Origin of the sequence: Flavobacterium sp. YO12, assembly GCF_004119495.1 — a bacterium.
Lineage (GTDB): Bacteria > Bacteroidota > Bacteroidia > Flavobacteriales > Flavobacteriaceae > Flavobacterium.
Window position 1 is genome coordinate 34,648 of sequence record NZ_NRQU01000004.1, and the last position, 23,229, is coordinate 57,876.

At 33.5% G+C, this 23,229-nt stretch carries 14 protein-coding genes and 1 pseudogene; 9 read left to right on the forward strand and 6 right to left on the reverse strand.

From position 1 onward, the window contains the following. The first annotated feature begins 87 nt into the window (after window positions 1-87). The 5 genes and pseudogenes from BOW55_RS02050 to BOW55_RS02070 all read left to right on the forward strand — a co-directional run bounded on the left by BOW55_RS02050 (window position 88) and on the right by BOW55_RS02070 (window position 8,486). Window positions 88-1,591 (forward strand): annotated as a pseudogene (locus BOW55_RS02050) (sodium:solute symporter). Between the two features lie 114 nt (window positions 1,592-1,705). After that, window positions 1,706-4,702 carry a glycoside hydrolase family 3 N-terminal domain-containing protein gene (locus BOW55_RS02055; RefSeq protein ID WP_129022753.1) on the forward strand — a complete coding sequence of 999 codons (2,997 nt, stop codon included), beginning with the start codon at window positions 1,706-1,708 and terminating at the stop codon, window positions 4,700-4,702. A gap of 37 nt (window positions 4,703-4,739) precedes the next feature. Next, a complete protein-coding gene (locus BOW55_RS02060; protein WP_129022754.1) occupies window positions 4,740-5,948 on the forward strand; it encodes an anhydro-N-acetylmuramic acid kinase in 1,209 nt (402 codons plus the stop codon). Between the two features lie 224 nt (window positions 5,949-6,172). Next, window positions 6,173-7,444 carry an acyltransferase family protein gene (locus BOW55_RS02065; protein ID WP_129022755.1) on the forward strand — a complete coding sequence of 424 codons (1,272 nt, stop codon included), beginning with the start codon at window positions 6,173-6,175 and terminating at the stop codon, window positions 7,442-7,444. Window positions 7,445-7,625: 181 nt separating this feature from the next. Then, on the forward strand, window positions 7,626-8,486 hold the full coding sequence (locus tag BOW55_RS02070) for a class D beta-lactamase (protein ID WP_129022756.1): 861 nt from the start codon (window positions 7,626-7,628) through the stop codon (window positions 8,484-8,486). A gap of 605 nt (window positions 8,487-9,091) precedes the next feature. Here BOW55_RS02070 and BOW55_RS20755 read toward each other — a convergent pair. Next, window positions 9,092-9,229, reverse strand: coding sequence for a hypothetical protein (locus BOW55_RS20755; protein WP_164974990.1), 138 nt, complete (start codon window positions 9,227-9,229; stop codon window positions 9,092-9,094). A gap of 202 nt (window positions 9,230-9,431) precedes the next feature. On the opposite strand from BOW55_RS20755, the gene BOW55_RS02075 reads away from it, so the two are divergent. From BOW55_RS02075 to BOW55_RS02090, 4 genes are all read left to right on the forward strand, one after another. Next, window positions 9,432-11,159, forward strand: a complete 1,728-nt coding sequence (locus BOW55_RS02075; RefSeq protein WP_129022757.1) for a lipopolysaccharide assembly protein LapB — start codon at window positions 9,432-9,434, stop codon at window positions 11,157-11,159. A 170-nt stretch (window positions 11,160-11,329) separates the two neighbouring features. Beyond that, complete coding sequence (locus BOW55_RS02080; RefSeq protein ID WP_129022758.1) at window positions 11,330-12,079, forward strand: hypothetical protein; 750 nt, start codon at window positions 11,330-11,332, stop codon at window positions 12,077-12,079. Window positions 12,080-12,175: 96 nt separating this feature from the next. Beyond that, window positions 12,176-12,592 carry a hypothetical protein gene (locus BOW55_RS02085; protein ID WP_129022759.1) on the forward strand — a complete coding sequence of 139 codons (417 nt, stop codon included), beginning with the start codon at window positions 12,176-12,178 and terminating at the stop codon, window positions 12,590-12,592. Window positions 12,593-12,623: 31 nt separating this feature from the next. Continuing rightward, a complete protein-coding gene (locus tag BOW55_RS02090; protein WP_129022760.1) occupies window positions 12,624-13,631 on the forward strand; it encodes a TQO small subunit DoxD in 1,008 nt (335 codons plus the stop codon). A gap of 69 nt (window positions 13,632-13,700) precedes the next feature. Here the strand turns inward: BOW55_RS02090 and BOW55_RS02095 are convergent, their stop codons facing one another. From BOW55_RS02095 to BOW55_RS02115, 5 genes are all read right to left on the reverse strand, one after another. Beyond that, entirely contained in the window at window positions 13,701-14,603 is a 903-nt protein-coding gene (locus tag BOW55_RS02095) for an ROK family protein (RefSeq protein ID WP_129022761.1), read from the reverse strand. Between the two features lie 130 nt (window positions 14,604-14,733). Continuing rightward, window positions 14,734-16,194: a glycoside hydrolase family 125 protein gene (locus BOW55_RS02100; RefSeq protein ID WP_129022762.1), complete on the reverse strand. Its 1,461-nt coding sequence runs from the start codon at window positions 16,192-16,194 to the stop codon at window positions 14,734-14,736. A gap of 4 nt (window positions 16,195-16,198) precedes the next feature. Beyond that, window positions 16,199-18,484: a GH92 family glycosyl hydrolase gene (locus BOW55_RS02105; RefSeq protein WP_129022763.1), complete on the reverse strand. Its 2,286-nt coding sequence runs from the start codon at window positions 18,482-18,484 to the stop codon at window positions 16,199-16,201. A 227-nt stretch (window positions 18,485-18,711) separates the two neighbouring features. Further along, window positions 18,712-20,988 carry a GH92 family glycosyl hydrolase gene (locus BOW55_RS02110; RefSeq protein WP_129022764.1) on the reverse strand — a complete coding sequence of 759 codons (2,277 nt, stop codon included), beginning with the start codon at window positions 20,986-20,988 and terminating at the stop codon, window positions 18,712-18,714. 126 nt (window positions 20,989-21,114) lie between these two features. Then, the gene (locus BOW55_RS02115) at window positions 21,115-23,025 is read right to left on the reverse strand and encodes a glycoside hydrolase family 2 protein (protein ID WP_241686447.1); all 1,911 of its coding nucleotides are present in this window, start codon (window positions 23,023-23,025) and stop codon (window positions 21,115-21,117) included. Window positions 23,026-23,229 lie beyond the last annotated feature (204 nt).

Sequence of the window (23,229 nt, forward strand, 5' to 3'; positions counted from 1 at the left end):
TTTAAGATTCAACAAAAACCTAACAGGTCTTTAAAATCTGTTAGGTCTAATCAAAAGAATAAAAACCAAAACCACTAAAGCTATAAAATGACACCAAGCACCATCCTCCTTCTTATTATCATTTATTTTGGAACACTATTCTACATCTCGCATAAAGTGAGTAAAAAAGACAGTGGAAATGATGCCTTTTTTACGGCAAATAAAAACTCTAAATGGTACTTAGTTGCTTTTGGAATGATTGGAACGGCTCTTTCAGGAGTAACTTTTATATCTGTTCCCGGAGAAGTTGGTGCGGCAAGCGGTGAGCAGTTTAAATATTTTCAGTTTGTTCTGGGTAATGCTGTAGGTTTTCTAATAATTACAAAATTATTATTACCACTGTATTACCGAATGAATTTAACCTCTATTTATGGCTATATTGAGCAAAGAATGGGCGTTTACAGCTACAAAACGGCAGCTTCTATTTTCTTGATAAGCAGAACCGTAAGCTCTGCCTTCAGACTGTATTTGGTTGTAATTGTATTGCAGCGATTTGTATTTGATTTTTACAATATTCCTTTTGCATTTACGGTATTCATGTCATTAATTCTAATTTTTTCTTATACCTATAGAGGCGGTTTAAAAACCATAATTATTACAGACACTTTACAAACATTTTTCTTAGTTACATCTGTTTTTCTTACTATCTATTTTATTTGCGATCGTATGGATTTAAGTGCCATTGGAGCATTTGAAGAAGTTAAAAACAGTAACTACTCTAAAATTTTCTTTTTTGATGATTTTATGGGAAGTAAATTCCATTTTATCAAACAAATAATTGGCGGAATGTTTGTGACTATTGCTATGGTTGGATTGGATCAGGATTTAATGCAAAAAAACCTGAGCTGTAAAAATATTGGCGAAGCACAAAAAAACATGTTCACCTTTACAGGAATCTTTGTAATCATCAATATTTTCTTTTTAAGCGTTGGTGCCTTGTTATATATTTATGCTAATAAAACGGAATCGCAATTCCAACTGACTTAGTTACAGGTAAACCAAGAACCGATTTACTTTTCCCTGAAATTGCACTGAATCACTTGGCTGTAGTTCCTGCAATCGTATTTTTACTGGGAATTATTGCCGCGACTTTTGCAACAACAGACTCCGCTTTGACTGCTTTAACGACTTCTTTTTGTGTTGACTTTTTGGGAATGGATAAAGCTGAAAACAGCCAGAAAACACAGTAAGAACAAGACATTTGGTACACATTAGTTTTTCGATTCTTATTTTCTTTGTAATCATTATTTTCAATACTATCAATGACAGCTCAGTTGTTGGAATGATATTTAAAGTTGCCTCTTATACTTATGGTCCGTTATTAGGTTTATATGCTTTTGGATTGTTTCAAAAATCAAGACATGTAAATGATAAACTAGTTCCAGTATTATGTTTACTTTCTCCTTTGTTTACTTATTTAATCAATGAAAATTCGAAATTATTATTTTCAGGATATGTATTTGATAATGAATTAATAGTGATAAACGGATTAATAACTTATTTAGGGTTATACCTGACAAGTTCACGAAGCAGCGAGAAAATATCTTTTTAAACTATATAAAAAGCAAGACCAATTTGCTAAGTAAAATAAAAGCTCACCCATTGAAAATCATCTTTTAATGGGTAGAAGCTAATTAAAACCTATTTGTTCAAAACAAAATATATTATGAAAAATTACTTCATAAGAATCAGCCTATACGCCGCATTTCTTTTTTTGATTACCAATTGCGCTTCTAAAAAAAACACTGCAATTACAACTGTAAAAACAGATATTCCTTTAAAAGATACCGTTGTTTACAAACCAAAAGCGGTATCTGAGAAAAAAACTTTTTTTAAAGATTCTGACAAAGAAAATGTTTGGGTTGATAGTATTTACAATAAAATGTCGGCTAGAGAAAAAATAGGTCAGCTGTTTATGATTTCGGCTTATTCTAATAGAGATTCCGTACATACAAAAGAAGTCAGCGCATTAATTCAAGATTATAAAGTAGGCGGATTAATTTTTTTTCAGGGTGGACCAGTTCGTCAGGCAAAATTAACCAACTTGTATCAGTCAAAATCAAAAGTACCATTATTCATTGCTATTGACGGAGAATGGGGATTGGGAATGCGATTAGATTCAACTTATATTTATCCTTGGAACATGACTTTGGGAGCTATTCAGGATTTGAGTTTAATTGAGAATGTGGGACGAAATATAGCGAATGAAAATAAACGTATCGGAATTCATTTCAACTTTGCTCCTGTTCTCGACATTAATACCAATCCGAAAAATCCAATTATTGGCAACCGTTCTTTTGGTGAAGACAAAGTCAATGTAAGCAATAGAGCCATTGCTTTGATGAAAGGCGTGCAAGGTCAAGGTGTTTTTTGCACAGGAAAACATTTTCCAGGACATGGAGATACATCTGTAGATTCGCATAAAGCATTACCTCTTATTGATTTTTCGAAAGAACGACTTGAATTGGTTGAATTATATCCTTACAAAAAAACTTTCGACGAAGGTTTAGTTTCAGTAATGGTGGCACATTTAAACATTCCAAGTTTAGAGCCGCAAGCTAATATTCCATCTTCTGCTTCTTATAACATTGTAACCAATCTGCTTCAAAAAGAATTAGGCTTCAACGGTTTAATTTTTACTGATGGTTTGGCAATGAAAGGCGCTACTAATTTTAAAGGTCCGGGAGATTTAGAAATAGCTGTTCTTCTTGCTGGAAATGATATTTTTCTTGGCCCTGACAATGTACCCGAAGCTTTTCAAAAATTAGAAGAAGCCTATGCGCAAGGTATAATTACGGAAGAACGTTTGGCGCATTCCGTAAAAAAAATATTGCATTATAAATTTAAAGCCGGATTAAACAAGTACAAACCGATCGATATGAATAATATCAACGGCGATCTTAATCCAGCACAAAATGACGCTTTGCATTATAAACTTTACGAAAATGCGATTACGGTTTTAAAAAATGAAAAAGAAATTCTTCCTATCAAAAACCTAGATCAAAAAATTGCGTATGTAAAACTAGGAGATGATGTTAACAGTACTTTTGTAACTACTTTAAAAAAATATACTGAAATTACAGAAGTTTCAAATACTAATATTGACAGTTTAAATCAAGAACTAAAAAATTATGATACTGTAATTATCGGTTTTCATAAACTAAATAAAACTTGGGAAAAGCAGAATTTCACAGATACTGAATTGCTTTGGCTGCAAGAAATCGCTAAACACAACAAAGTGATTTTGGACATTTTTACAAAACCTTACTCGCTGTTACCTATTACTAATTTTGATGATATTGAAGGATTAGTTGTTTCATATCAAAACTCAGCTATAAGTCAAGTTGTTTCTGCAGAAATACTATTTGGAGCTGTCGATGCAAAAGGAAAACTGCCAGTATCTATTAATGATTCGTTTAAGGTAAATGATGGCTTATCTACCGAAAAAATAAACCGTTTGGGCTTTACAACTCCTGAAAATGTGGGAATGAATTCTGCTGTTTTATCGAAAATAGATGCGATTGCCCAAAAAGCAATTGACGGAAAAATGACTCCTGGAATGCAAGTATTGGCTGCCCGAAAAGGAAAAGTTTTTTTTCAGAAATCATACGGATATCAAACCTATGACAATCAAAAAAAGGTTAGCAATTCAGATTTGTATGATGTTGCTTCCATTTCGAAAATGATTTCTACACTGCCAAATGTGATGCAATTGTACGATAAAAACAAAGTTACTTTAGACACCAAACTAAAAGACATGGTACCGTTTTTTACACATACAAATAAAGAAAACATCATTTTCAAAGATTTGTTAACGCATTACGCCGGACTGCAGGCTTGGATTCCGTTTTACAAAGCAACACTAGACAGTGATGGAAAACCTTCTCCAAAATATTACCGCAAAACTGCTGATTCTAAGTTTTCGACAAAAGTTGCAGACAGCCTTTTTATTCGAAATGATTATCACGACACCATCATGAAAATCATTGCAAAAAGTCCAGTAGCCGTAAAAAAAGAATACAAATACAGTGATTTTACTTTTATCATTTTAAAAGAATACTTAGAAAAGAAAACACATAAAAAGCTTGAAGATCTAAGTAAAGAAAACTTTTTCAGCACACTTGGCATGAATAATACACTTTACAATCCGCTAAATAAATTTGATAAAAACAGCATCGCTCCTACTGAAATCGATACTTATTTTAGACATCAGCTTATTCAAGGATATGTTCACGATATGGCCGCTGCTATGGAAGGCGGAGTTGCTGGTCACGCAGGAATTTTTTCTAACGCTATGGATGTTGCCAAAATGATGCAGCTGTTTTTACAAAAAGGAAATTACGGCGGCAAGCACTATTTTTCTGAACAAACATTTGATGCTTTCAATACTTGCTATTACAAAGACAAAGGAATTCAGAGAGGTTTAGGTTTTGACAAAAGAATTAGCAAAGGCGGGCCAACTTGCGGTTGTGTTTCTCAGGCGAGTTTTGGTCATACCGGATTTACAGGAAACATAGCTTGGGTTGACCCAGAAACAGAAATTGTTTATGTATTTTTATCCAATAGAACTTATCCAGAAGTTGTAAATGACGAGAATAAATTATCTAAAGGAAAAATTAGAGAAGATATTCAAAAGGTAATTCAGGAAGCTGTTATCAAATAAGGAACATTTCTATTTAGTTAAACTAAAAAAAAAGATCATGAATGCAAATTTAGAAGCACTGTATGAAATCGCAAAAAAACCTTCCCGAATTATTGTTGGGTTAATGTCTGGCACCTCTTTGGATGGTTTAGATGTGGCTTTGTGCAAAATTACTGGTTCTGGAGAAAACACTGAAGTTCAATTATTAGAATTTGACACAGTCGATTATTCAGAAGAAATAAAATCAGAAATCAGAAGCGTGTTTGCAAAACCTACTATTGATTTTCAGAAACTAGTTTTATTGAATGAATGGATCGGGATTCTTCATGCTAATATGATTCTTGATTGTTTAAACCATTGGAAAATCCCAACTTCAAAAGTTGATTTAGTAGCCTCGCACGGGCAAACCGTTTTTCATGCTCCAAAAATCCTGCATCAGTTAGAAAACTTTACAAACGGTACTTTACAAATTGGCGATGGAGATCATATCGCCGTAAAAACTGGAATCTTAACTATTTCTGATTTTAGACAAAAACATATAGCAGCGGACGGCGAAGGTGCACCGTTAGCTGTTTATGGAGATTATTTTTTGTTTAGTAAAAAAGGCGAAAATCGCATTATGCTTAATATGGGCGGTATTGCCAATTTTACTTTTTTACCTTCCAATCATAATCCCGAAGAGGTTTTTGTAACGGATACAGGAACTGGAAACACTTTAATTGATGCTTTTACCAGACTTTCATTTCCTGATAAAGCGTATGATAAAGATGCCGAAATTGCAAAAAAAGGTACAGTAAATCTATCTCTTTTAGAAGCTTTAAAAGCTGATGATTTTTTTCAAGCGCCATTTCCAAAAACCACAGGTCCAGAGCTTTTTAGTATTGAATATGTGAGAAATGCACAAACTAAAAGCAATACTGAAAATATTTCTATCGAAGATTTATTAGCAACTTTAACCAGATTTAGTGCCGAAACAATAGCAGAAGCTATAAATTCAACGATCAGCAATACAACTTATCCAATAGAAAGTTTTACTATTTATATGTCTGGCGGAGGCGCTCATAATCCGTTGTTAACAGGCTGGCTTAAAGAACTGCTGTCTTGTACTTTTACCAATACTGATTCGCTGGGAATTTCAGGCGATGCAAAAGAAGCAATCTTATTTGCCATTTTAGCAAATGAAACCGTTTCTGGAGGAAAATCTGATTTTGGATCTCGCAAACGAATTCCATCAGTATCAATGGGAAAAATCTCTTTTCCATCATAAACAAACACTCTAAAAGTCTACCGCATGAACACAAATATTATAAAACAATTTAAACACAAATTTCACCAATTTGCACTAATTTTAATAGGTTAATCTTGTTTGTGAAATTAATTTCACAAACAAATTAGTGACAATTAGTGCAATCCGTGTTACTTTTTATAATTGTGTCCATACAGCTTTAAAAGTTCTCTTTTAAATAATTAACCGAACCAAAAACCTACCCAATGACAAAAGAACGTTTAACCTCACTGGATGTATTTAGAGGATTTACAATTTTATTAATGACTATTGTCAACAATCCTGGAAGCTGGGCTTCTATTTATCCGCCTTTAGAACATGTTGAATGGCACGGCTGTACTCCTACTGATTTAGTTTTTCCGTTTTTTGTTTTTATAATGGGAACTGCAATACCTTTTGCTATGCCAACAAAGCATTTTGATGCAGCTGTATTCAATAAAATTTTGGTTCGTTCTCTGCGAATTTTCTGTTTGGGATTATCTCTAAACTTTTTCAGTAGAATCCACTTATTTGATCTAGAAGGAATTCCATTGTTACTTGTTCGATTAGCCATCACTTTTGCCGTTGCTTATGCTCTTTTAGGAAACTTTACTTTAAAGGTTAAAACCTATCTTGTTTTTGGAATTTTTACGTTGATGATGGTTCTCGCCTACAGCAAATTAGAAGCTTTTGAAGATGTTAGAATTCCAGGCGTTTTGCAGCGAATTGGAATTGTTTATTTCTTCGCTTCGTTATTGTATTTAAAAACAAATTTAAAATCACAGCTTTTAATTGTCGCTTCGATATTAGTGGGTTATTACATTTTAATGGCTTTTGTTCCCGTTCCCGGAATTGGCGCTGCCAATTTTGAAAAAGATACTAATCTTGCAGGATGGTTAGACAATTTAATTTTAAATGGACATTTATGGAGCGTTTCTAAAACTTGGGATCCTGAAGGAATTTTAAGCACGCTGCCGGCTATTGGTACAGGAATACTTGGAATGTTTATTGGACAGATTTTAAACTTACAAATTTCTAAAACTGAAATCATAAAGAAACTTGCAATTTCAGGAATTGTTTTGTGGGCTCTTGGTTTACTTTGGAATATTATTTTCCCAATAAATAAATCGCTTTGGACAAGTTCATACGTTTTATATACGGCTGGAATTGCAACAATATGCTTAACCTTGCTGTATTATATTATTGATGTTGCCAACTATAAAAAATGGACAAAATTATTCTTGATCTGGGGCGTAAATCCTATGATTGTATTTTACTTTTCTGGTGTGATTCCAAGAGTAATGAGTTCTATAAAAATGCAAAGTCCTGATTTAACTGGAGAAGAAATCAATCTTCAAACCTTAATTTATAAATTTTGGATTGTGCCTTGTTTTGAGAATCCAATGAATTCGTCATTGGCTTACGCTATCTCTTATGCCATTTTCTGGTCTCTGATTTTATGGGTTTTCTATAAAAAGAATTTGATTTTTAAGGTGTAAGAGTCTTTGTTTTTTTGCCACGAATTTCACAAATTTCCTCGAATTAAATTATTTAAATGAATAATCATTTACTTAATTAGAATAAAAAATTAGTGTCAATTCGTGAAATTAGTGGCAAAAACTTTTCACAAAACCCCATCTGAGACTAAAAAAAGTCCGTGTACTATTTTAAAAGAGCAAAATGAATTTGAAACAATTATTTACAGGATTTCTTATTTTAGGGTTTCTATTTTCTTGCTCATCCAATCTAAAAAAAGGGGATCACACAATTATATCCAACCACGATAAAATTGTCATACGATCCGATTTTAAAAAATATTTTGACAACTGCAATGTCGAAGGTTCGATTGCCATTTATGATAACAATAAACATAGATGGTTTTTATCTGACACAATTGGCACCAAAAAAGAAACACTTCCTGCATCGACTTTCAAAATTATCAATCTGCTTATAGCATTAGAAACAAAAACTATTTCCAGCGAAAATGACATAGTAAAATGGCCGAGAACTACAGATACTATAAAATATGGTTATCGTCCTGAGATATACCACGACATAACAGTAAAAGAAGCTTTTGAAGTTTCTGCAGGCTGGGCATTTGTGGAGTTGGCAAAGAAAATTGGAAAGGATAATTACAAAAAATACTTATCATTGTGTCATTACGGAAATCTCGATCTGTCGCAAACAGATGCTGATTTTTGGAATTTTGGCAACTTTAAAATTTCCCCTCTTAATCAAGTTGTATTTCTAAAAAATCTTTACGACGAAAAGCTTCCATTTTCGAAACGGAATATGCAAATTGTAAAAAAAGTTATGCTGACGGAGCAAAACAGCGACTACTCTATTTATTCAAAAACAGGCTGGACTAGAGAAAACGAAATCAATACCGGATGGTGGGTTGGTTATATTGTAAATAATAATGGCACTTATTTTTTTGCAACACGCCTTTTGCAAGATCGAAAAATTAATAGTGCTGCTTTCGGAAATTGCAGAAAGGATATAACGAAATCTGTTTTTAAGGATTTGAGTATCGTTAAATAAACCCGTTGGGTGTAATTGCTTTCAACACATAGAAACATAGCTTTTGCAGCCGAAAATTAGGCGTTTCACTTTTTTAAATACACATAGCTGCGCTATGCGAAAGAAACATATTTCTTTTTGTCCCCTTTTCTAGCTATAAAATCTATGTTTCTATGTGTTAGATTGTTTTTTGAGCAATTACACCCAATACGTTAAATAAATTCGACTTTATTCTCTTTCTAATTTCCTCTCAGAGTTTACACCCAAATTGGTTCAAAACTTAGACAAAGTTTGGAGTTTAAAGTTCGTTTTGAGCATTTTTTTCATTCGAAACAAAGAATTAATAAAACTATGCGATTTTCTTTTTTATTCAAACGTTATAAACATAGCTAGTGGTTTCAACCACGGGAACACAATACGATGTGTGTCAATATTACGCCCCGTGGTTGAAACCACGGACTATGCAGAAAACACAATATCAGTTTGTCATTTCAAATAACAATGATTGTGGTTGTTTAGTGTAAAACAAAAATTCCTTACACCTTAGGTTTATACCTCTTTAAAAACAATGATAATAAACACTCGATTACTATAACTGCCGTCAAAATTAATCAGCGCTAGAACTATTACTGCATTTCCTGTAAAATCGAATTGACTGTTATATCTTGGGGGAGAACAGTTGGGGCAATAAAATTTTCTACAGTTACCACAGCAGTTCCTAACGCTGAAAAATGAGGCAGCAAAAACATCTTAATTTGCTGCATATACGAGGCTTTTTAAATTCGGATATTGCTTTGGCAAAACTACTCTAGAAAGGATTCATACTATAAAAAATGAGGGGGACAAATGGGGGACATTTATGTTTAGAAATCTAACAAAATCAATACATTATGTTTTTTGGTTTATAAACGTAACTTTTTTCGCTATTTTTACGATCCCAAAAACAAAAACCACAACTAAGAAAAAATGTTTTCAAAGAAAATCTACTGCATCGCTTTAGTCTTTTTTGCCTTTCTATTAAAAGCACAAAACGCTCCTATTGAAATTTCTTTTTCCGAAAATGAAATTAAAAATTATGAGGCAGTATTAAATCAGGAAAAATCTTTTGACAAGGATACACTGGCATTAAAAAACTTTTTAAAACCACTGCATCAAAATAAAAACTACAGCGTTTTTTATGAGGCACTACTTGCCAATGGATACAGTAATTTTTATAATGCAGTAAACAAAAAAAGTGATTTTCATTATCAGCAGTCGCTTAAAAAGGCGGCACTTTTAAAAGAACAAAGCATTGAAATTTGGACACAGCTTAATTATGTAAGCTATCTTTATCATTACAGAGATTTCATAAAAATGACTCCGCTCCTTCTTAAAGTAATTGATAAAATTGAAAAACTGCCAGCCGAAAAAATAATCTTGCCAGGTGAATCCTTCAAAAAAATTGGATGGATTATGCAAACGCTTGGTGATTATAAAGAGGCAGCATACTATTTAGATCTTGCCAAAAAAAATGCTCCTAAAAAAAGCATCGAATATGCTTCGATAACAAATGCTATTGGTATGAACTATCTGCATACTTCTGATCTTAAAAAAGCTCAATATTATTTTTTACAAACTGCCAAACTAGCACAGGAAATTCAAGATCAAGTTCGCTATGCTAAAGCTTTGGGAGATCTGGCAATGGTAAAACAAAAACAAGGCGATTTTAAATCGGCAATTTCATTAGTCAAAAAAGATATCGACATCTCAAAAGCTGAAAAAAGCTACCAGAATACGATGTACGCTTTCATTTTACTAGCCGAACTATATTTAGATGACAACGATTTTATTAAAGCAGATCAAGCTTTAAAAGAGGCTCAAAATATTGTGTACTCAAAAACTTATTTTGAAAAATCAGAACTTCAAATCATTCAACTAAAATTGAGAATCCTGCAGCATCAAAACAAAGCTGATGAAGAATTGGTTTTAAGAAGACGAATGCTTGTTCTTGAAGATTCTCTTAAAAACAAAGATGGCGATATGGCTATCAACAAAGTAAACTGGATGATTCAAAAAGAAAAATTTCAGCAAAATATTAATCGTACTAATGAACAATACAAGAATGAAATTTCGATAAAAAATGTTTATGCTGTAATTATTATCCTTTCTCTTTCCTTATTAATTTTTCTTGTTATTAATTTTAAAAAGCATTTAAAAAACAGACAAATTGAATATCGTGAAAAGGTCTTTTCGTTAAAAACTGAAAAAATAAAAAATGAGCAAAAATTATCCGAAGCAAAAGAAAATTTAGATGCGCATGCCGCTCATTTGAAAGAAAAAAACAATCAAATAAAAAGTTTACGATCTGAAATAAATCAAATTAAAAATTCGTCTAACGGCGATTCTGAAAAAGAAAATCTGAGCATTTTACTAGAATCACATTTGATGACGGAGGAAAACTGGAAAAATTTCAAAAAAGAATTTCAAAAAGTTCATCCTGAGTTTCATCGTTTACTGGAAGAAGATTTTCCTGAAATTACAGATTCTAATAAACGAATTTTATTACTTCAAAAACTAAATTTCAATAATACTGAAATCTCTGAATTATTAGGAATAACGCCTGATGCTGTAAAAAAATCGAAACAGCGTCTTAAGAAAAAACTCGGCGATAAATTTAATATCCTTTTTGAGCATATCAGTTCTAAAATCTCATAAATATAGAATCTTAAATGCTGTCTAATTTGAAATTCGAATATATTCTAAAAGTAAAAAGAGAACTTAATTTTTAACTGTACCTTTATAAAAAATTGCAAAAATAGAAGCTGCGTACAAATTTGCATGAGTTTTTTGCTCGTCAGAACTTTTTTTACAAAACGATTGGATCAATGAAAAAAAGAGAAAAATTAGATATAATCCGAAAACACTATCCTTATGCTTTAACTACTATTGATTATATCAATAAAGTAATTGATTATGTTGAAGAGAAACTTGATTTAGAACCTTCACAAATCATATTGGCAGATAGTATTTGCAGCGATGATGTAAACAGCATTCAATATCCTGCAAGAGCTCTTGAGTTTTTAGGTCCTTTTAAAATGGGCGGTTTAGACGGTTTTCCATTTACTGGATTGAGCGGTATGGCCGCTTTCGCAAGTCATGTTCCTGATGATGGGGCTGTTTTTATTTATTACGGACCTCATATTGGTATTTCTAAAGAAGGAATTGTTGGAAAAATCAATCGCATCGGACAAACGGAGAAGTCACTTTGCTGTGGTGCGGCAACCGGCGCGCTTAACAAATTAGCAGATAATACTATAAGACTAGGAAATGTAACGGAATTGGATTATCAAATGAATATTATTGAGCAAATTTTATTCAAGCAAAAAGATAAAATTCTAAACTCAGAACTTCCATTGATAGCGGCAACCGAAGTGATCTATCAGGCCATTGACGATCGTATTCAAGAACTGATCGCGGCAACGAAATACAATTGTAAATATATTATTCTTGTTGGAGCCATTTTAATTAACAGCGACAGCGATATTGGTTCGTTTTCGGCTGCAAAAAGATTTGAAATTATCAATCTAAAAACGGGTCTGAGAGAAAATATTATCACCGTTTTAAATCCGGAATAATAAAAACAAACGCTGAACTTGTTTATTGAGTTGAAATAGCTGTTAATGTTATCTAAAATCAATGCGAGTACCATTTTTTAAAGTTATTTTTATAAAATGAATTGGAAAAATTTCACTACTACATTTCGACATCTTAAACAGCTTTTGTTAGTTGTCAGTTTAGTGTATGCTTTTTCTAATTGTCAGATTAAAAAAACTATTCTGCATTTTACTGCGATTGATTCAATCGAATTTTCTCAAAAAACTCAAACTCAATTACCGCAGTTTGGATCTTGCAGCAGCAGTTTAATTCATAAAAACACTTTTGTAAAAAAGGTTATTCCTGCACCACAAATTCCTGTTCTACCTAGAATACTGTCATTTTATTCTCCTGTAAATGAGAATGCTGTTTTTACTAAAGTTCAAGTTCGCCCTGCTTTCGAATTTGGCAAAAAATCTACGACTTATCCTCCTATGTTTATCGTATTTAAAAATCTAAAAATTGCACTAAAAGCGAATTCAATTACAGCTTAAAACAATTTTTTATTTTTAAATTTTATACTGCATGATACAGCAAAAGAAATCTTTTGACACTGCGTCTATGGCTACTTTATCGTTACGATTGGTAGTTGGCTGGACTTATTTTTCGGCATTTTGGAGACGTCTTATTTTAGAAAACAAATTAATACCTGAAGAAGCAGGTTACATTGGCGAGAAATTCAATCATTTTTTACCAAATTCTCTTGGGTTAAAACCCATAATCGAATATTTAGTTACACATCCCGAAGCTTTATGGTATGCAATGGTAACTTTTACTATTGTCGAGGGAATTGTAGGTTTAGCATTAATTCTTGGTTTTTTCACTCGTTTAATGAGTATTGGAATATTCTTATTAGCTTTTGGGATTCTACTCGCTTCCGGCTGGATTGGAACAACTTGTTTAGACGAATGGCAGATAGGAATTTTAGGCTTAGCTGCAGGATTTACTTTATTTATAACCGGCAGTAACTATCTTTCGTTAGATTCTTATTTTATTTCGAGAAAGGTCCCTTTTACTAAAACAAAATGGTTTAAATTTATAGGTTCTGGACCGCTGAATTTAGCGGCATACAAGCGGCTTATTTTAGTAACTGTTGCTTTTATTGCAGGTCTTACTTTGTATACTAATCAATATTTTCACGGAGGCGTTTTTGGAACGTTGCACAATAAATCAGTAAAACCAAAACTGGAAATCAGCAATTTTAAAATGCAGGATTCAGAAATGAGTTTTGATGTTTATCGAGTTGAAGGCGTTGATGTTTATGGCTCTTTTTTGATTGGTATTTCGCTTCAAGATTCATCTGGAAAATATCTTTTACAATTGCATGGAGCTGATTTAGCAAAATTACCTGCCACAACTATTGACAATCATTATGTTGCCAAAATAAAACCCGGCGCTCACAGCTTGATTATTCCGCTTGGTGCAAAAGCAACAATGCGGCTTCCGATCGATCGTAAAACAATGTCTGACAAAGAGCATTACACGCTGACTTTAACAGATATAAGCGGTCTAACTTGGAGTGCTCGTCTTTAGTATTTATAAAAAAAGCTGTCCGAAATATAATTTCGGACAGCTTTAAAATAGAATATTCTATAATTGATATTACGCTTTATAAAGCATACTTGTGGCGCCTAATAAAGCTGCTTTCTCATTATCTGTAGAAATAGAAACTTCAATTTCACTTCCAGCTTCTTTAATTTTTTGATTGAAAACAGGTAAAAAGAATTCGCTTGCATTTGCAATTTTTCCTCCAATGATAAAGCTGTCGGCACCAAATTTTTCTAACCACGGAAGAACAATTGCTGCCAAGTCTTGTCCCATTTGTTCAAATACTTTTACAGCCATTTCGTCGCCGTTTTCCGCTAAATTAAAAAGCTCTAAACCATTGTTAACTTTTTTTCCGCTTAAAGCGAAATAACCAGCCAAAAGTCCACGAACTGAAACGTAATCCTCAGCAATACCTTCTTTGTACGGAAGATCGTAAATCTCGCCGTCTTTAGGTACTAAATTTCCTGTGCTGATTGATTCTCCTTTGTCAATAAAACAAGCGCCAAGTCCAGTACCAAGTGTGATGGCCATTACTTTTTTAGAAAGATTTTCTGAGTCTTTAAAAACTTCTCCTTTTCCAAAACAAACGGCATCATTTTCAAAAAGAATTGGAAAATCGCTAGAAAGATCTAGTTTGTCCTGAAATAAATCGCGTACATTCAACCCATAAAAATGTTCATACTTAGATTGGTCTTTTATCCAGCAAATTCCGTTTGTATAATCAAATGGTCCCGGCATACAAACTGCTAATCCTGAAGTTTTTTCGACTTTAGAATTTTTGAATGATGTTCGAATTGCTTTTTCCCAAATAGTCATAACCTCTTCCACTGGCATATTAGAATCAAAAGACTCTTTGTGCAGTGAAAAATCCATCACCTTCATATCTACTATATCAATTATCGCTGCGGTGATATGTGTGCCTCCAATATCTAAGCCAACGGCATACTCTTTATTCATTCTTGTTTTTTTGTTTTTGGAATTGAACCATTATGGGGTCAACTAAATTTTAGTTTTGATTCTTTTTTACCATTAAGAGATTAAGTCTAACTACTTATTTTTCTTAATCTCTTGATGGCAAATTATTATTTTAAATGTTTTTATCTTTTAAAATTTGCGGATAATGAATACTGGTGTGTACGATCATTTCTCCAAAAAGTGTATTTGCCCAAGCAAACCATTTTCTAGTAAATTTTGCTACGTCGTCTTTATGAAAAGATTCGTGCATAAAACCAGTATCTGCATTTGTCTTGATTAAGTTGCTTATACATGCTTTTATTTCTTTTTCGTCAACACTTGTAATGGCTCTTAAAACAATACTCATTGGCCAGATTGTATCGGTTCCTGTGTGTGGTCCGCCAATACCTTCGCCGGCTTTTCCTTTATAGAAAAACGGATTATTCTCTGAAAGCACTACTTTTCTTGTGTTTAAATATAGCGGACTATCTGGTTCAATTGCTCCCAGATATGGTAATGATAATAATGACGGTACATTAGCATCATCCATCATATGGAAACTTCCATATCCGTTTACTTCAAAAGCAATGATTTTTCCGAATTTTGGGTGTTCGATAATTGCGTTTTCTTCTAATCCTTTCTGAACTTGCGCTTGCATTTCTTTTGCTCTGGCAACTAAATCTTTATCTAATAAAGCCGGCAAAGAGAAAATTTCCTGAAGGTATCCTAACACTTCAATTGCAAACATATTACTTGGAATTAAATATCCAAATAAAGTGCTGTCGTCACTTGGTCTAAAAGTCGAAACAATTAATCCGCATGGTTTTACAGGATAACCGTAACCTCCTAAAGGCACTCCATCTGTAGCCCAAGCCGTAACTCTTTGAAAATTGTATGGTCCTTTATCAGTCCAGCGCTGTTGTTCTTTAAAGGTTTGTAAAACCAACAACATAGCTTCTTTCCATTTGCTGTCGAACAAACTTATATCTCCAGTTTCTTTCCAATAACCGTGTGCCAGTCTAATTGGGTAGCATAAACTGTCAATTTCCCATTTGCGCTCATGAATTCCAGGCTGCATTTTGGTCATGTCATTTTTCCATTCGCTTACCTGATTAAAATCTTTGTAAAAAGCGTTTGCATAAGGATCTAACAAAATACATTTTGTCTGACGGTTGATTACTCCTTTTACCAATTCAGCCAATTTTTTATCTTCTTTTACAAACGGAATATACGGCCAAATTTGGGCTGTACTATCACGTAACCACATGGCATCAATATCACCTGTAATTACATAAGTATCAGGTTTACCGTCGATGATTTCAAAATCGACAGTGGTATCTAATGTATTTGGAAAACAGTTTTCAAACAACCAAGCCAGTTCTGGGTTAGCTATTTGTTTTTTGATTCTTACAATAGCGGCTTCAATAGCTTTACTTGTAAACTTTCTTTCGGCTACAGGAGGTCTTTTTGTAATAAAATCTTTTAATGCAAAATTGAAAGTATCCGATTGCATTCCGAAAGCATCTGTTTGAATGGCCAATAATCCTGCTGAAAATATCCCAGCGTTTTTTATGAATTTTCTACGTGATTGCATAATATTATTTTGAAGTTGAATAAGAATATGGAAAAGCGCTTGCTGAAGTTCCTCTTTGTAAATTTGGTGTATCGCTCATGTCAAAATTTAACTCGCCGCCTTTTAATACATCAAAATGATTGATATAATTTTTTGAGTAAGCTGCGTTATTCCATTTTAAATCTTGAGCATATTTATTAGTTTCAGAATTTTTTGGTGCGTTAATCACCAATTCTTTTCCGTTTTCTAATTGTAATGTCAGCTTTTTAAATAATGGTGCTCCTAGAACATATTCTTCTGTTCCTGGGCAAACTGGATAGAATCCCATTGCAGAGAATACATACCAAGCCGATGTTTGTCCGTTATCCTCATCACCACAATATCCATCTGGAGTTGGTTTGTACATACGGTTCATTACTTCACGCGACCAATATTGTGTTTTCCAAGGTTCGCCTGCATAATTATACAAATAAATCATGTGTTGAATGGGCTGATTTCCGTGCGCATATTGTCCCATATTCATAATCTGCATTTCGCGGATTTCATGAATAACTGATCCGTAATAACTGTCGTCAAAAATTGGCGGTGTTGAAAATACTGCGTCTAATTTTGCAGTAAATTTCTTTTGTCCTCCCATTAAATCAATCAAACCTTGTACGTCATGAAAAACACTCCAGCTGTAATGCCATGCATTTCCTTCGGTAAAAGCATCTCCCCATTTAAACGGATTGAAATCTTTAGGAAAACTTCCGTCTTTATTTCTACCACTCATTAATCCGATTGATGGATTATAAAGATTTTTATAATTCATCATTCTTTTTTCGAATAAATTGATTTCTTTTTTAGGACGATTTAGTGCTTTTGCTAATTTCCAGATCGTAAAGTCATCGTAAGCATATTCTAATGTTCTCGCTGCATTTTCATTGATTTTCACATCGTAAGGCACATAACCTAAAGTATTGTAATACTGTACGCCGCGTCTTCCAACAGCATCCATTGGTCCTTCGTTGTTAGCACCGTGTAATAAAGCTTCGTACAACTTGTTGATGTCATATCCTCGTAATCCTTTGATATAAGCATCAGAAACTACAGAAGCTGAATTATTACCCACCATTACATTTCTAAAGCCCGGACTTGACCATTCTGGCAAGAAACCGCCTTCTTTGTAATCGTTGATTAATGCTTCCTGCATTTCTTTGTTTATAGAAGGATAAACTAAATTCAATAATGGATATAAGGCACGGAACGTATCCCAAAAACCTGTTCCTGCATACATATAACCAGGCAAAACTTTACCATTGTACGGGCTGTAATGTACAATTTCTCCTTTTGCGTTTATTTCGTATTGTTTTTGAGGGAAACATGCTGTACGGTATAAGCAAGAGTAGAATGTTTTCAATTGCTCGTCGCTTCCGCCTTCTGCAGTTAATTTTCCTAGAACTTTATTCCACTCTTTTTTAGATTCAGCTACTGTTTCTTTAAAAGAAGCTGTTCCTAATTCATTTTTCAAATTCAACTCAGCTTGTTCTTGACTAATAAAAGAAGAAGAAACTTTTACATTTACTATTTCTCCTTTTTTAGTTTTGAAACCTACAACTGCACCAACGTGATCGTCTTTTAATTCTAATTTGTCTTTTTCTAAAACTTTATCATGCCAAGTATAATTGGTTGTAAAAGGTTTATCAAACTGCAGTACAAAATAGTTTTTAAAGTTCTCTGGAACTCCGCCGCTGTTGCGAGTGGTGTAACCAATAATTTTATTTTCTGATGGAATAATTTTAATGTAAGAACCTTTATCAAAAGCATCAATTACAATTGAAGATTGTTCATTTTCTGGAAATGTAATCTGAAAATGCGCTGCTCTTTCTGTTGCAGTAATTTCTGTTGTAACGTCATAATCTGCAAGATAAACGCTGTAATAATATGGTTTAGAAACCTCGGCTTTATGGCTGAACCAGCTTCCTCTTTCGTCTTCTGCAAAAGTTAATTTTCCAGTAACCGGCATGATAGAAAACTGTCCGTAATCATTCATCCAAGGCGAAGGCTGATGTGTTTGTTTAAATCCTCTAATTTTATCTGCTGTATAAATGTAAGCCCATCCGTCTCCCATTTTACCCGTTTGCGGAGTCCAGAAATTCATTCCCCAAGGTCTGCAGATTGCGGGATAGGTATTTCCGTTTGAAAGACTATGCAAAGACTGTGTACCCATTAACGGATTTACATATTCTACTGGATCTAATGCTTTAACCTGCGCATTTACAAAAATGCAGCATTGTAATAGTCCTAAAAAAATTAAACTTTTTATTTTCATATTTTTATTTTTTGCTTTACGCTTTAAGCAATAAGCTTTAAGCTAAAATCTGTGACTGAACTTCCTAGTTTCTTTAATCTAAATCTTATTTGTCTAAGCTTTTTCAAAGTTTAAAACTTTGAAAAAGCTGTTGAAAGTCTGAAATAATACCTAACCCGTTTTAAAAACCTGTTAGGAAACTAAAATCCTACTTCTAAAATCTACATTCAAAAATCTTAAATCTAAAATTAAAGCGGTCTGTCTGCTTTTTTAACTCCAAAAGTGGTCGATGGTTTACTTCCCATATACAATTTTAATTCTCCTCCTTTTACAATCATATCATGTGTGATATATGATTTTGTATAAGGTTTTCCGTTAAACTCAGCTTTCTGAATATAAATATTGGTTTTGCTGTTATCTATTGCTTTTATTGCAAACGAAATTCCTTCTTTATGATGAATTACTGCTGAATTTACTAACGGACTTCCCATAACGTAAATTCCATTTGCAGGATTAACAGAATAGAATCCCATTGATGATAAAACATACCAAGCCGACATTTGTCCTAAATCTTCATTTCCGCACAATCCATCAGGTTTTGTAGAATAGAATTTCTCATCGATTTCACGGATTAATTTGGCTGTTTTCCAAGGTTGTCCAACGTATGCATAAAGGTATGGAATATGGTGATTTGGCTCATTTCCTTGCGCATATTGACCAATTAAACCGCTAATATCTGGAGAGATTTCTTCGCCTTCTACTTTATCAGTTATTAAAAATAATGAATCTAATTTTTTAATAAATTTATCTTCGCTTCCAAATAATTCGATTAAACCGTAAGGATCTTGAGGAACTAACCAAGTGTATTGCCATGCATTTCCTTCTACGTAATCGTCTTTTCTATGTGCTGATGAAAGCGGATTAAATGGTGTTCTCCAATTTCCATCTGTCAATTTACCTCTCATGAATGTAGTTTCTTTATCGAAATAAAGTTTGTACAAATTGGCTCTTTTTGAGAAATAGTTATAATCTTCTGTTTTACCAAGATCTTTCGCCATTAACGCTATACAATAATCGTCGATCGCATATTCTAAAGCGTTTCCAACAGATTCTAACAATTTATCTGCAGGAATGTATTCTAGTTTTTGCACATAATCCATTCCCTCACGCGTTTGCATCGCTGTTTTTTTGATGGCTTCGTAAGCTAATGCAACATCATAACCTCTATATCCTTTCATGTAAGCGTCTACAATTACGGCGATCGAGTGATTTCCGTTCATTGTATTGGTTTCGTTACCCATTAAATGCCAAACTGGTAATCTGCCTTGCTGCTCGTAAATCGCTAAAAATGATTTTACGATGTCGTTAATTTTTTCTTGTTGTGTAATGGTATACAATGGATGTAAACCACGGTAAGTATCCCAAAGTGAAAAAGTAGTGTAGTTTGTAAAGTTTGCTTTTTCGTATACTTTTTTGTCTGTTCCTCTATAATCTCCGTTTACATCATTGAATATTGAAGGTGCAAACATGGTATGATACAAAGCGGTGTAAAAAACTTTCATAGTTTTATCGTCTGCTTTGATCTGAATTTTATTTAACGCTGCATTCCATTTTGAAGTCGCTTGTTTTGCTACAGCATTAAAGTCCCAATTTGGAATTTCGGCTTTTATATTGATAACTGCATTTTCATAGCTTACTGGTGAGATTCCAACTTTTACTAAAACTTCTTTATTTTTTAAAGTTGTAAAATCTAAAACTGCTTTCATTTTTAGACCTTCGCCTTCGTTTCCGCTTACCGAAGTTTTATCATCGTACAATGCCATATTTGAAATTGGCTCAGAAAATTCGATTGCAAAAAAGACACGTTGATCTGCCGCCCATCCTGCTGAATATCTATATCCTACAAGAGTGGTTTCGTTTACTTTTTTGATAAACGTTTTTACAGGTTTGTCCCATCCTACACCATCTGCAAGGTCTAATAAAACGTGATTGTCTTGAGCAGTATTAAAAGTGTATTTATGGAAACCTACTCTTTCGCTCGCTGTTAACTCTGCTTTAATTTTATATTTATCAAGCAGTACACTGTAATATCCTGCTTTGCTTACTTCATTATCATGAGAGAAATAAGAGCCGTAACCTGTTGCCATATCTTCTTTTGTTCCTTTTGTTAAAGGCACTTTTCCTGATACAGGCAATAAAAGAATATCGTTTAAATCTCCAATTCCGGTTCCGCTTAAATGAGTGTGTGTGAAACCTAAAATAGTATTACTAGCATAATTGTATCCACTGCACCAATCCCAGCCTTCAAAAACATTTACTGGTCCTAACTGCACGGCTCCAAAAGGAACATTGGCACCCACAAATACGTGACCGTGACCGGCAGAGCCAATAAACGGATTTACATATTGGGTATAATCTGAATTTGTTTGTTTTACCTTTTTTTCCTGTGAAATAGCAGGATTGGCAAAAAACAGGTTTAGAGCTAAAATACCGCTAAAAGCAATTTTGTTGTACTTTGTAAACATATTTCTATTTTTTATTTGACTTTCTGATGCACCGAAAATTAAATCGGCTGTCATCTATATTTTTAATAAATACGCACTGCAGTGCATCTCTACAGAAAAACCTTTGAACCTTTGCAACTTAGTTCCTTAATACCTCTTCAAAACATCATATAGAGAATAAACTTTCAGGACTGGTTTTGCAATTTTACCTTCAAAAGAAATAATTCTTTCTTCGCCCTCTTTCAAATCTATATAATTATCGCTCCATTTTCCTGTATAGCCTTTTATAGAAACGTATATATATTTTGCGGCTTTTGAAGCTTTTAAAATCACTTTATTTCCTTTCACTTCCCAAGTTATTTTTGGGTCTTCTAATTTTAAATCAATTGGACGTGTAAGATCAATTTCTGGTGTTTTGTCATCTCTATACGCTTCTTTCATAGCGTACCAAGCTGCTTTTGGCTGTCGGTCATAATAATCCGTTACGCTCCAGCTTGCAACCGGCCAGCAATCGTTAAGCTGCCAAACTAATGTTCCCATATTGTACGGCGCTTTTGAACGGTGAATGCCTATAATATTTTTTACTGAATAGTATTGCAAACATTGTGTGAGGTAAGTATAATCCTCAACATTCATTTTCTTTATTTTATCTGAACTAATAAAATAGCGATTTAAATACGAATCTAATTTCATGAATCCTTTGCCGGCTTTTTGATGCGCCTGCAAAATATCTGAATATAAATATCGGTCTTCTGGTAATGTAAATTTTTCTATTGAAGAGTAATTTGGCATAGCCTGCATTCCGTACTCGCTTACAAAACGTCCCGTTTTATTCTGCACCGCTTCAATATCTTCAAGTCCCCACCAAGTTCCCCAATAATGGCTGTCGCCTTCTGTAATGCTTTTTGCTTTTGACCAATGAAATAAAGGTGATGAACTTAGGTATGGTCTTTTAGGATCAACTTCTTTTACCCATTTTGGAATACTGTCTTGAAACAAACGAACGTAATCTTTCCATAATCGTGTCGAATCTTGCTTTGACATTTTCATGCTTTTTTGCCATCCCCAACTTTTAAAAGCTTCATCGATTTCATTATTTCCACACCATAAAACGATGCTTTTATGATGACGAAGACGTTTTACCTGATACTGAACTTCCTTTTTTACATTGTCAAAAAAAGCATCGTCTCCCGGCACCATTGTTCCAGCGAACATAAAATCCTGCCAGACATAGATTCCGTTTTTATCACATAAATCATAAAAATAATCATCTTCATAAACCCCGCCTCCCCAAACACGCAGCATATTCATATTGGCATCTTTGGCAAGTGCAATTACTTTTTCGTACTCTTTTTTGGTTACTCGCGACAGGAATGCATCTGACGGAATGTAATTTGCTCCTTTCATATAAACTGGCTTGTCATCAATTTTAAAGTAAAATGATGTTCCTTTATCATCAGGCTGTTGTATCAATTCGATTTTGCGATCTAATACATATGATTTCTCAGGAGTTTTTACATCATATGCTTCTAATCTTGGCGTTTTCCAAATTCCGCAAGTTGTGAATTTTGGTCCCCAATCCCAGCCAAAATGATATTGCGCTTTACGTACATAGGCACGAGGATTATCTGGAATTACAAAAGGAAAATCTTTTTTAGCCAATGAATCAACAACATTTTGTGCTGATTTAAAAACGACTACTAAATCATTTTTTCCCGGCTTTAAATTCTTTTTTACGTCAACACGCCATTGACGAAACATATTATCAGCTTTTAAAACTAACTGATTATTTAAGTAAACGGATGCGTAAGTATCTAATCCGTCAAAAACTAATTCAGTATTTTTTTTATTTAAAGTTGCGGCGCTTACTTCAAAAGTAGTTTTATATTCCCAATCTTTCTTTTCAATCCATTCCAGCTTTTTTTCATTGTCTCTGTAAAATGGATCTGGTATTAATTTATTATTGAGTAAATCGGTATGAACTTCACCAGGAACAGAAGCAGGATACCATTTTGTTGTTTTGGTTTCTCTGTACTGCCATCCTTTTTTTAATTCCATGTTTTGCGCATTTGCCACAAATGAAAAATTTGCCAGACAAATACTCAAAACCCAATAAAAGTTCTTTTTAAACTCCATTATAACTCAATACTTAATTATTATGCTTTTGCAACTTAATCGTTGGCAGTTTGAGAAGGAAAACTACGTTTCCACAATTCTCCCTCTCTTTTGGGCTTTTAATACGGAATAACAGTAACTAACAAA